The organism is Mycobacterium sp. 1245111.1 (assembly GCF_001673405.1).
Taxonomy (GTDB): domain Bacteria; phylum Actinomycetota; class Actinomycetes; order Mycobacteriales; family Mycobacteriaceae; genus Mycobacterium.
Genome location: NZ_LZLV01000008.1, coordinates 1 through 11,217 on the forward strand (window position 1 = coordinate 1; position 11,217 = coordinate 11,217).

The window sequence follows — 11,217 nt, forward strand, 5'->3', positions numbered from 1 at the left end:
CTGAAGTGAGTCGAGGTCGATCCGGCCGTCGTCGGTGACCTCGTAGTAGCGCAATGTGGCCCCGGTCCGCCGCGCCAGTTCGTGCCACGGGACGAGGTTGGCGTGGTGTTCGAGTTCGGTCGTGACGATGACGTCGCCGGGCCCAACTGCGCCGTCGAAGCGGTTGTCCCCCAACACGTATGACACCAGGTTGAGCGCTTCGGTGGCGTTCTTGGTGAACACCAGATCGTCGGGGCCCGCGCCGACGAATGCGGCGATGTCGGCACGACCCTGCTCGTAGGCGTCGGTAGCCTCTTCCATCAGCTGGTGCGCGCCGCGGTGCACGGCACCGTTGGAGGTGAGCAGGAATTCGCGTTCGGCGTCGAGTACCTGGACCGGCCGCTGCGACGTTGCGCCGGAATCCAAATACGCCAACTGATTTCCGCCGCGCATGACGCGCTTGAGGATCGGGAAGTCGGCGCGGATCGCGGCGACGTCCAAGGGCGTGACGGAATTGCTCACGGTCAAGCTCCGGAAGCCGCCGGCTGTGTGAAGCGGACGTAGCCGTTTTCTTCGAGTTCGTCGGCAAGCTCCGGGCCGCCGGACTCGATGATCCGGCCACCGACGAAGACATGCACGAACTGCGGTTGGATGTAGCGAAGGATCCGGGTGTAGTGCGTGATCAGCAGGATGCCGCCGTGCTCGGCTTCGGCGTAGCGGTTGACGCCCTCGCTGACCACCCGCAGCGCGTCGACGTCCAGACCGGAGTCGGTCTCGTCGAGGATGGCGATCTTGGGCTTCAGCAGTCCCAATTGCAGGATCTCGTGGCGCTTCTTCTCACCGCCGGAAAAACCCTCGTTGACACTGCGTTCGCCGAAGGCCTGGTCGATGTCCAGCTCCGCCATGGCGCCCTTGACCTCTTTGACCCAGTGCCGCAGCTTGGGCGCCTCGCCGCGGACGGCGGTCGCGGCCGAGCGCAGGAAGTTCGACATCGAGACACCGGGGACCTCGACCGGGTACTGCATGGCCAGAAACAGGCCGGCGCGGGCGCGCTCGTCGACGCTCATGGCCAGGACGTCCTGCCCGTCGAGGGTGATCGAGCCCGACGTGACGCGGTATTTCGGGTGGCCGGCGATCGCGTAGGACAGCGTCGACTTGCCAGATCCGTTGGGGCCCATCACCGCGTGGGTTTCGCCCGAGCGGATCGTCAAGTCGACGCCGTTGAGGATGACGATCTCGTCGCCGTCGGCGGCGTTCTCGACGCTGACGTGAAGGTCCTTGATTTCCAGGGTTGTCATGAGGAAGTGATTCTCGATTCGGTAATGGCCAGTTCGTGTTCGATGGCGTTGGTCAGGCGTTCACGTATTTCGGGGACCGCGATCTTGGCGATGATCTCGTTGAAGAAGCCGCGCACCACCAACCGGCGGGCCTGCTCTTCCGGGATGCCTCGGGCACGTAGATAGAACAGTTGCTCGTCGTCGAATCTTCCGGTGGCACTGGCGTGCCCGGCGCCCACGATCTCACCGGTCTCGATCTCCAGGTTGGGCACCGAGTCGGCGCGCGCGCCGTCGGTGAGCACCAGGTTGCGGTTGACCTCGAAGGTGTCGGTGCCGGTGGCCTCGGCGCGGATCAACACGTCGCCGATCCACACGGTGTGCGCGTCCGGGCGCTTCGAGTCCGGATCCCCTTGCAGCGCGCCTTTGTACAGCACGTTGGATTTGCAGTCCGGCTGAGCGTGGTCGATCAGCAACCGCGACTCGAGGTGCTGGCCGTCGTCGGCGAAGTACAGGCCGAGCAACTCGGCGTCACCGCCGGGCGCACCGAATCGCACGTTACCGGTCATCCGCACCACGTCGCCGCCCAGCGTGATCGCCACGTGGCGCAGCAGCGCATCCTTACCCAGCCGGGCGTGCTGCGCGCTGACATGCACTGCGTCGTCGGCCCAGTCGGCGATCCAGACCACCGTGAGCCGCGCGGCGTCGTCGACGACGAATTCGAGGTTGTCGGCATATATTCCGCTGCCGCGCTGGTCGATCACCACGACCGCCTCGGCCAGCTCTTCGACCCTCACCTGGAGATGGCCGTAAGCGACGGCTCCCGCTCCGGGACCTTCGACGGCGATCTCGATCGGCTCGGCAACCTGCGTGTCGCGGGCCACGGTGACCACGTTCGCGGCGTTGAACGACGAAAAGGCTTGCGCGGCAACCCGGTCGGCGGGCACACCGGCCTGCCCGAGCCGCTCGTCACCGCGACGCACGGTCTCCACCCGCACGCCGGGCCGCTCGCTAACCGTGATCTTCGCGCTCGCGGTGGCGTGCGCCGAGCCGTCGTGCAGCCCGTGTAGCCGCTTCAGCGGGGTGAACCGCCAGATCTCGTCCCGTCCACCCGGAACCTCGAAAGCGTCGACGTCGAACGACGAGAACAGCTCACCCTTGTTGGCAGCGGCGAGGGCCGAACCCTCAACCGCTTCAGTCAATCCCGTCACTAGCCGACCGCGCCTTCCATCTGCAGCTCGATCAGCCGGTTGAGCTCCAGGGCGTACTCCATCGGGAGTTCCTTGGCGATCGGCTCGACGAAGCCGCGTACCACCATCGCCATCGCCTCGTCCTCGGTCAGCCCGCGGCTCATCAGGTAGAACAACTGGTTGTCGCTGACCTTGGACACGGTGGCCTCGTGGCCCATCGTGACGTCGTCCTCGCGGATGTCGACGTAAGGGTAGGTGTCGCTGCGACTGATCGTATCCACCAGCAGCGCATCGCATTTCACGCTGGACCGCGATCCGTGCGAACCCTTGTTCACCTGGACCAGGCCGCGGTAGGAGGCGCGACCACCGCCGCGGGCGACCGACTTGGACACGATGTTGCTCGAGGTGTGGGGCGCCAGGTGCAGCATCTTCGCGCCGGTGTCCTGGTGCTGGCCCTCGCCGGCGAACGCGACCGAAAGCACTTCGCCCTTGGCGTATTCACCGGTCATCCAGACCGCCGGGTACTTCATCGTGACCTTGGATCCGATGTTGCCGTCGACCCATTCCATGGTCGCGCCCGCCTCGGCCCGGGCCCGCTTGGTGACCAGGTTGTAGACGTTGTTCGACCAGTTCTGGATCGTGGTGTAACGGCAACGGCCACCGGGCTTCACGATGATCTCGACCACCGCGGAGTGCAGCGAGTCGCTCTTGTAGATCGGCGCGGTACAGCCCTCGACGTAGTGCACATAGGCGTCCTCGTCGACGATGATCAACGTCCGCTCGAACTGGCCCATGTTCTCGGTGTTGATCCGGAAGTAGGCCTGCAGCGGGATGTCGACATGCACGCCCGGCGGGACGTAGATGAACGAACCACCGCTCCACACAGCGGAATTCAGCGCCGAGAACTTGTTGTCACCGGCCGGGATCACGGTGCCGAAGTACTGCTGGAAGATCTCCGGGTGCTCGCGCAGACCGGAGTCGGTGTCCAGGAAGATCACGCCCTGGGCCTCGAGGTCCTCACGGATCGAGTGGTAAACCACCTCTGACTCGTATTGCGCCGCAACGCCTGAGACCAATCGCTGCTTCTCGGCCTCCGGGATGCCGAGCTTGTCGTAGGTGTTGCGGATGTCCTCGGGCAGATCGTCCCACGTGGCTGCCTGCTTCTCGCTGGAACGCACGAAGTACTTGATGTTGTCGAAGTCGATGCCCTCCAGGTTGGACCCCCAGTTCGGCATCGGCTTGCGCTCGAAGATGCGCAGCGCCTTGAGCCGGTGCTCGAGCATCCATTCCGGCTCGTTCTTCTTGGCCGAGATGTCGCGGACCACGGCCTCCGACAGCCCGCGCTGCGCGCTGGCACCGGCCACGTCGGAGTCCGACCAGCCGTAGCCGTAGCGGCCCAGCGAGGCGATCGTCTCCTCCTGGGTCAGCGTCTCGGGCACAGCCGTCTTGGCGGCCTCCGGGGTGAGGGTCATAACGACACTCCTTTGGTGCTCGTGGTGGCTTCGGCGCGGGCTGTGCGCCGAAGTTCAGTCGGTTTGGTGTCCGCCGCAGCGAGCGGGACGTGGGTGGTGCAGGCGCAATCGCCGTTGACGATGGTCGCCAGCCGCTGCACGTGGGTACCGAGTACCTCCGCGATCGCCTGCTGCTCGGTTTCGCACAGCTCCGGGAATTCCTCGGCGACGTGCGACACCGGACAATGATGCTGACAGATCTGCACACCGTGGATCGGACCGCCCACCTGTGTGGTGGTCGCGACGTAGCCGGCCTTGGATAAGGCGCCGGCGATTCGCTCGGCGGTGGCCTCGATCTCCTCGTCGGTATCCGCGCCGGCTGCCTCGACCCCGGACAGGATCGAGTCGATGCGCTGCCGGGCAAAGCTGCGGACCGCCTCTTCGCCGCCGATCTCCCGAAGTTGGCGCATGGCCGCGGACGCCAGATCGTCGTAGCTGTGGCCCAGCTTCGCGCGCCCGGTGGCGGTCAGCCGGTACCGCTTGGCCGGGCGTCCCCGTCCGGCTTGCTGCCACGGCGCTGCGGGAGCCGACTCGGCGTCACCCATGTCGATCAGCGCGTCGAGGTGACGACGGACCCCGGCCGCAGACAATCCGAGTTGCTCGCCGATCTGCCCGGCGGTGATAGACCCGGACTCCAGCAGCAGCCGCACCACGGCGCTGCGGGTCTGACCGTCGTGCGTCGCGGCAGCCGCTGCTGCTTCGGCGCTGGAGACGGAGGGCGGGAATTTCACAACACCAGTGTGACGCAATTCCGAGGACGGGTCCAGCAAGGCTACCCTCTGCCGTGGTTGCGCTGGTCACACCTGACCAGTTCGGCGGCACCCCGGTGGCGGTTTACGCTGCTCTGATGGCAGACCGCCACCACTCGCTGAGTTCCTCGATCGCCAGCCTGCACGGCGACGAGATGACGGTGGGCCAGCCGCTTAACGAAGCCGAGGAACGCGCGCTTCGTCGCACCCGGGTCTTCGGCGCGACCGGCACGGTGCTGATGGGCATCGGAGCGCTCGGAGCCGGCGCCCGGCCCGTGGTCCAGGACCCGACGTTCGGCGTGCGGTTGCTCAATCTGCCGTCCCGAATCCAGACGGTGTCGCTGACCATGACCACGAGCGGGGCCACGATGATGGCCCTGGCCTGGCTGATGCTGGGCCGGTTCGCGCTCGGCAAGCGGCGGATGTCGCGCGGCGAACTGGATCGCACGCTGCTGCTCTGGGTGCTGCCGCTGTTGATCGCGCCGCCGATGTTCAGCAAGGACGTCTACTCCTACCTGGCGCAGAGCCAGATCGCGCGGCTGGGCCTCGACCCGTATCGGGTGGGGCCGGCGACCGGTCTGGGGCTCGGTCACGTCTTCACGTTGTCAGTGCCGAGCCTGTGGCGCGAGACCCCGGCCCCCTACGGGCCGCTGTTCTTGTGGATCGGCCGCGGCATTTCCGCGCTGACCGGCGAGAACATCGTCGCGGCGGTGCTCTGTCACCGGCTGGTGGTGCTGCTCGGGGTGGGCCTGATCGTGTGGGCGACACCGCGGCTGGCCCGCCGCTGCGGGGTGGCCGAAGTCACCGCGCTGTGGCTGGGAGCGGCCAACCCGTTGCTGATCATGCATCTGGTAGCCGGCATCCATAACGAGGCCCCGATGATGGGGCTGATGCTGACCGGCACCGAACTGGCCCTACGCGGCCTGGAGACCGGGGCCTCCGCCCGCCCGCTGTGGCCACGACCGTGGCCGCGCGCCAGCGGCGACCGCGCCGACTGGGCGCCGCTGGGCATGCTGCTGGCCGGCTCGGTCCTGATCGTGCTGTCGTCACAGATCAAGCTCCCGTCGCTGCTGGCACTGGGATTCGTGACAATGGCGCTGGCCCGGCGTTACGGCGGCGGCTTCAAGGCGTTCGTTCTGACCGGCGCGCTGATGAGCGGACTGTCTCTGGCCGTGATGGCCGCCGTCGGATGGGCCAGCCGACTCGGCTTCGGCTGGATCTACACGCTGGGTACCGCGAACGTGGTCCGCAGTTGGATGTCGCCGCCCACGCTGATCGCGCTAGGCACCGGGCAGGTCGGCATCCTGCTGGGTCTGGGCGATCACACCACCGCTGTGTTGTCGCTAACCCGTGGCATCGGCGTACTGATCATCGCGGTGCTGGTCGCCTGGTTGCTGGTGGCCGTGCTGCGCGGCCGGCTGCATCCGGTCGGCGGGCTCGGGGTCGCGCTGGGTGGTTGCGTTCTGCTGTTTCCGGTGGTGCAGCCGTGGTACCTGCTCTGGGCGATCATCCCGCTGGCGGCGTGGGCGACGAGGCCGGGCTTCCGGATCGCGGTCATCGTGGTGACGATCGTCATCGGCGTCTTCGGGCCGACAGCCAACGGCGACCGATTTGCGTTGTTCCAGATCGTGGACGCCACGGTGGCCAGCACGGTCGTCGTGCTGCTGCTGATCGCGGTGACCTACGACCGGCTGCCGTGGCGGCCGCTGCCCAACGGTAAGCCCGCCGCCGACGCAGCCGACCAGGATTCGCCGCCCGACGGCCAGACCCCGCGACCCGATCCGCTGCCCGGCGCTTACGCTAAATCGTCGTGAGCCCCGCTTCCGATATCCCCGTGCGGCTGCGCGGGGTGTGCAAGCAGTACGGCTCGACCACCGCCGTGTCCCAGCTGGATCTCGAGGTACACGCCGCCGAGGTGCTGGCGCTGCTCGGCCCCAACGGCGCGGGCAAGACCACGACGGTCGAGATGTGCGAAGGCTTCATCCGGCCCGACGCCGGCACCGTCGAAGTGCTCGGTCTGGATCCGATCGCAGACAACGCCCGGCTGCGGCCGCGCATCGGCGTGATGTTGCAGGGCGGCGGCGGCTATCCCGCGGCCCGCGCCGGCGAGATGCTGAACCTGGTGGCCTCGTACGCCGCCGATCCGCTGGACCCGCAGTGGCTGCTGGCCACCCTGGGTCTGACGGACGCGGCCCGCACCACGTACCGCCGGCTCTCCGGCGGGCAGCAGCAGCGGCTCGCGCTGGCTTGCGCGCTGGTCGGCCGCCCCGAGTTGGTCTTCCTCGACGAGCCGACCGCGGGGATGGATGCGCAGGCCCGAATCCTGGTGTGGGAGTTGATCGATGCGCTGCGCCGCGACGGCGTAACGGTCGTGCTGACCACCCACCAACTCAAGGAGGCCGAGGAGCTGGCCGACCGGCTGGTGATCATCGACCATGGGGTGACGGTGGCGTCCGGGACACCGGCGGAGTTGACCCGCAGCGGCGCCAAGGGGCAACTCCGGTTCAGCGCTCCCCCACGCCTCGACCTTTCGCTGCTGGTGGCGGCGTTGCCCGAGAATTACCACGCCGTCGAGGCGACACCGGGCGAGTATCTGGTCGAGGGGCCGATCGATCCGCAGGTGCTGGCCACGGTCACCGCCTGGTGCGCCCAGATCAATGTGCTGGCCACCGATCTGCGGGTGGAGCAGCGCAGCCTGGAGGATGTATTTCTCGAGCTGACCGGCCGGGAGTTACGCGCATGACCCGCGCGGACGACGATGCAGACCGCAGCTACGCTGAGGAGTGGCACATATGACCGAAAGCCATTTCACTGCAGGCACTTTCGCGCCCAACCCGCGGCCCGCCGCGGTGCCGAAGATGCTGGCCGCGCAGTTCGGTCTGGAGTTGAAGCTGCTGCTGCGTAACGGCGAGCAACTGCTGCTGACCATGTTCATCCCGATCACGTTGCTGATCGGATTGACGCTGTTGCCGTTCGGGTCGTTCGGCGACAACCGCGCCGCCACGTTCGTCCCGGTGATCATGGCGCTGGCGGTGATCTCGACCGCGTTCACCGGCCAGGCCATCGCAGTCGCGTTCGATCGCCGCTATGGCGCACTCAAACGACTGGGCGCGACGGCGCTGCCGGTGTGGGGCATCATCGCCGGCAAATCCGCAGCGGTCGTGACCGTCGTCTTCCTGCAGTCAATCATCTTGGGGGCCATCGGCTTTGCGCTCGGATGGCGTCCGCATCCACTCGGCCTGGCGTTGGGCGCGGCGGTGATAGCGCTGGGCACCGCGGTGTTCGCCGCGCTGGGCCTGCTGCTCGGTGGCACCCTGCGCGCCGAGATCGTGCTGGCGGTCGCCAACCTGTTGTGGTTCGTCTTCGCCGGCCTCGGTGCGCTGACCATCGAATCCGGCATGGTCGGATCTACCGTGAAGTGGGCCGCGCGACTCACCCCGGCCGGAGCGCTCACCGAATCGCTGTCCCGCGCGATGAGCCTCTCGGTGGATTGGTTCGGCGTGCTGGTGCTCGTCGTATGGGGCACGCTGGCCGGCCTGGGCGCAATGCGCTGGTTCCGATTCACCTGACGCGGCCCTACTACGAGGCGTAGTTGTCGTTGCCCTACGATCGGGCGATGCCGGTCGGGCAAGCATTGCGGCGATTATCGCGCCCCAGCCTTCGCGCACAGCGGATCATCGCGGCGCTGGTGATCCTGTCGCAGGGCGGCATCGCCGTCACCGGGGCGATCGTTCGCGTCACCGCGTCAGGTCTGGGCTGCCCGACCTGGCCGCAGTGCTTTCCGGGCAGCTTCACGCCGATCGCCCATTCCGAGGTCCCCCGGATCCACCAGGCCGTCGAATTCGGCAATCGAATGGTCACCTTCGCCGTGGTACTCACCGCGGCGCTGGCGGTGCTGGCGGTCATGCGCGCGCACCGACGGCGCGAGGTGCTGGTCTACGCCTGGCTGATGCCGGCGTCGACGGTGTTGCAGGCGGTGATCGGCGGCATCACCGTCCGGACCGGGCTGTTGTGGTGGACGGTGGCCATTCACCTGCTGACGTCGATGACGATGGTGTGGCTGGCGGTGCTGCTGTTCGTCAAGGTCGGCCAGCCCGACGAAGGCGTGGTCAACGATCAGGTCGCCACGCCGCTGCGGAGGTTGACCGCGCTCAGCGGGCTGACACTGGCCGCGGTGCTGGTGGCCGGAACGCTCGTCACCGCGGCGGGGCCGCACGCCGGTGACACCAGCCCGAACCGAACCGTCCCGCGACTGCGCATCGAGATCACCACGCTGGTGCACGCGCACACGTCGCTGCTGATCGCCTATCTGGCCCTGCTGGTCGGACTCGGCTTCGGGCTACTGGCCGTGCACGCACCGCGGCCGGTGCTGCTGCGACTTGGCGTGTTGCTGATGGCGGTGTTCGGTCAGGCGGCCGTCGGGACCGTGCAGTTCTTCACCGGGGTTCCCGCGGCGTTGGTGGCGGTCCACGTCGCCGGAGCGGCGATCTGCACCGCGGCCACAGCGGCGTTATGGGGCTCGATGCGAGAGCGGACCCAGCCCCAGCCGGTCCAAAGCTGACTCCACGCACAGCGCGAACTGGCGTTGCGCATCCACGCGGGAGTCGTCGTCGAGCAGTCCCCAACCCAGCGACGGGGCAACCAGATCCAACTCGGCCAACTCGGCGCCCCCGGCTTCCTCGATCACATCCGCGCGGGCGTACAGCAGCTCCTCCACCCCGATACCCACGTGGTCGGCCGCCGCCTGCAGTGCGGTCTGCCCGAGATCCCACAATTCGAAATCGGCGTCGACCGGCGAACCCTCGCCAAACGCATGGGACTGGACGCCGCCGAGAAACACCAGCGCGGTCCGAACCGCAGAGCCCGAGGGTCGACGCCCACGCAGCACTGGCACTCCCGCCCGGCCAAGGTCGCGCAGATGACGCCGACCGCTGTTCCAGGCGACGACCTCGGCGGAGTTGAGCAGGGCGGGCACCCGCTTGGTCCACGCCAGAAACTCGTTGCGATTGCTGCTCTCCCGCAGGATCACCAGATCCGCGTCCAGCGTGCGCGGGTCCTCCCAAGACAACCAGTGCGCATGCAGGCCGCGCGCGCGCAGCGCGGCCACCAGCCCGGCGTCATCGCCGTCCGCGGAGCCGGCCAGCACGATCCGGGGATGGCGAATGTCGGGGCGGGCCAACTTCATGCGGACTCCTTTAGAAAACCCGGCACATATGCACCGAGTCCGACAACGACCATTGGTGTCGGTGGCAGCAACTACTTTTCGGATATGTCGCGGTTTCGATTGTCGCCGACACCAGCTCAGCTGGTGGTGCTGTCCGAGCATTGCCGGCATGCTCGATTTGTCTGGAACCTTGCCGTAGAACAGCAACAGTTCTGGCAGCCGGGGCGCCGTGCCCCCGGGTACAACACACAATCCGCACAGTTGACCGAGGTACGCGCCGAGTACGACTGGTTGGCTGCGGGTTCACAGAATGTGCAGCAACAGGCGCTGCGAGATTTTGCTCAGGCGATGCGAAATTTCTTCGGCGGCACCCATGGCCGCCCGTCTTGGCGCAAGGCCGGGGTCCACGAGGGATTTCGCCAAGTAGGGGTGAAGGCGCGTCATGTCGAGAGATTAAATCGCCGGTACGGCCGCGTATGGGTGCCGAAGGTTGGTTGGGTCCGATTTCGCTGGACCAGAGCCGTGCCGGCAGGAGTGAAGTCTTATCGCATCACGAAAGATCGAGCCAGGCGTTGGCATGTCGCGTTCGCGCACATCCCCAAGCCAATCCACGGGCCCGGGGACGGCAGCACGGTCGGTGTCGACCGCGGTGTGATCGTGTCCGCGGCACTCTCCACCGGAGAGTTGTTACACGTCCCCGGTCTGACACCCGGGGAGCAGATTCGGTTGCGGCGGCTACAGCAGCGCTTGGCACGTGCCGAACGTGGCTCCCACCGCCGACAGCGCACCAAGTTGGCGATAGCGAGAATTAAAGCGAGGGAAGCCGACCGACGCCGGGACTGGGTAGAAAAGACTACGACCGAGCTTGCTCGACGATTTGACATTATTCGGGTGGAGCAGCTGGACGTTCGGGCGATGACACGATCCGCGCGCGGCACGCTCGAGCATCCTGGAGTTCGAGTCGCGCAGAAGCGCGGCCTTAACCGCGCGATTATCCGCCAGGCGTGGGGCCGCATGGTCACCCGTCTCGATCAGAAGGCTGCCGGACGTCTCGAACGAGTCCCAGCCGCGTACACGTCGCAGCGATGCAGCGCCTGCGGGCATGTCGCACGCGAAAACCGCAAGAGCCAAGCGGTTTTCGAGTGTACCTCCTGCGGTGCTGCGCCGTGCCACGCAGACGTGAACGCCGCTCGCAATATCGCCGCCGGACGGGCGGTGCCAGCACGGGGAGACCTCGCCGTCAGGCGGTCTGCGAACTGTGAACCTCAACCGAGCCTTCCTACCACGTAAATGGGAGATCGGGTTGGAATCTCCGGACGTCAGTCCGCGGAGGCCGTCAAGATAGTCACC

Annotated in this window: 11 protein-coding genes; 5 read left to right on the top strand and 6 right to left on the bottom strand. The window is 67.1% G+C overall.

The features are described from left to right. The 5 genes from A5658_RS01820 to A5658_RS01840 form a co-directional block, all read right to left on the bottom strand. The coding region (locus A5658_RS01820; RefSeq protein WP_369830469.1) for an aminotransferase class V-fold PLP-dependent enzyme at positions 1-432 on the bottom strand (432 nt) is incomplete at its 3' end. A gap of 71 nt (positions 433-503) precedes the next feature. Beyond that, positions 504-1,277 carry a Fe-S cluster assembly ATPase SufC gene (sufC, locus tag A5658_RS01825; RefSeq protein ID WP_067330390.1) on the bottom strand — a complete coding sequence of 258 codons (774 nt, stop codon included), beginning with the start codon at positions 1,275-1,277 and terminating at the stop codon, positions 504-506. Next, positions 1,274-2,464, bottom strand: coding sequence for a Fe-S cluster assembly protein SufD (sufD, locus tag A5658_RS01830; RefSeq protein ID WP_067330392.1), 1,191 nt, complete (start codon positions 2,462-2,464; stop codon positions 1,274-1,276). Before sufD ends, sufC begins: the two co-directional genes overlap by 4 nt. After that, positions 2,464-3,915: a Fe-S cluster assembly protein SufB gene (sufB, locus tag A5658_RS01835; protein WP_067330395.1), complete on the bottom strand. Its 1,452-nt coding sequence runs from the start codon at positions 3,913-3,915 to the stop codon at positions 2,464-2,466. Before sufB ends, sufD begins: the two co-directional genes overlap by 1 nt. Continuing rightward, on the bottom strand, positions 3,912-4,721 hold the full coding sequence (locus A5658_RS01840; protein WP_369830470.1) for a helix-turn-helix transcriptional regulator: 810 nt from the start codon (positions 4,719-4,721) through the stop codon (positions 3,912-3,914). Before A5658_RS01840 ends, sufB begins: the two co-directional genes overlap by 4 nt. A gap of 80 nt (positions 4,722-4,801) precedes the next feature. Between A5658_RS01840 and mptB the strand changes: the two genes are divergently transcribed. Genes mptB through A5658_RS01860 form a run of 4 tightly spaced genes read left to right on the top strand, consistent with a single transcriptional unit; the run spans position 4,802 to position 9,264 of the window. Beyond that, entirely contained in the window at positions 4,802-6,517 is a 1,716-nt protein-coding gene (gene mptB / locus A5658_RS01845) for a polyprenol phosphomannose-dependent alpha 1,6 mannosyltransferase MptB (protein ID WP_067330490.1), read from the top strand. After that, positions 6,514-7,446: an ABC transporter ATP-binding protein gene (locus A5658_RS01850; protein WP_067330401.1), complete on the top strand. Its 933-nt coding sequence runs from the start codon at positions 6,514-6,516 to the stop codon at positions 7,444-7,446. Before mptB ends, A5658_RS01850 begins: the two co-directional genes overlap by 4 nt. A gap of 49 nt (positions 7,447-7,495) precedes the next feature. Next, the gene (locus A5658_RS01855; protein ID WP_067330404.1) at positions 7,496-8,272 is read left to right on the top strand and encodes an ABC transporter permease; all 777 of its coding nucleotides are present in this window, start codon (positions 7,496-7,498) and stop codon (positions 8,270-8,272) included. A gap of 29 nt (positions 8,273-8,301) precedes the next feature. Then, positions 8,302-9,264 (top strand): heme A synthase, encoded by a 963-nt coding sequence (locus A5658_RS01860; protein ID WP_369830471.1) that lies wholly within the window; start codon positions 8,302-8,304, stop codon positions 9,262-9,264. Here the strand turns inward: A5658_RS01860 and A5658_RS01865 are convergent. Further along, positions 9,214-9,888, bottom strand: coding sequence for a hypothetical protein (locus tag A5658_RS01865; protein WP_067330409.1), 675 nt, complete (start codon positions 9,886-9,888; stop codon positions 9,214-9,216). The two genes, A5658_RS01860 and A5658_RS01865, sit on opposite strands and share 51 nt — an antisense overlap. A gap of 84 nt (positions 9,889-9,972) precedes the next feature. Between A5658_RS01865 and A5658_RS27265 the strand changes: the two genes are divergently transcribed. Then, entirely contained in the window at positions 9,973-11,157 is a 1,185-nt protein-coding gene (locus tag A5658_RS27265; protein ID WP_082992882.1) for an RNA-guided endonuclease TnpB family protein, read from the top strand. The last annotated feature ends 60 nt before the right edge of the window (positions 11,158-11,217 follow it).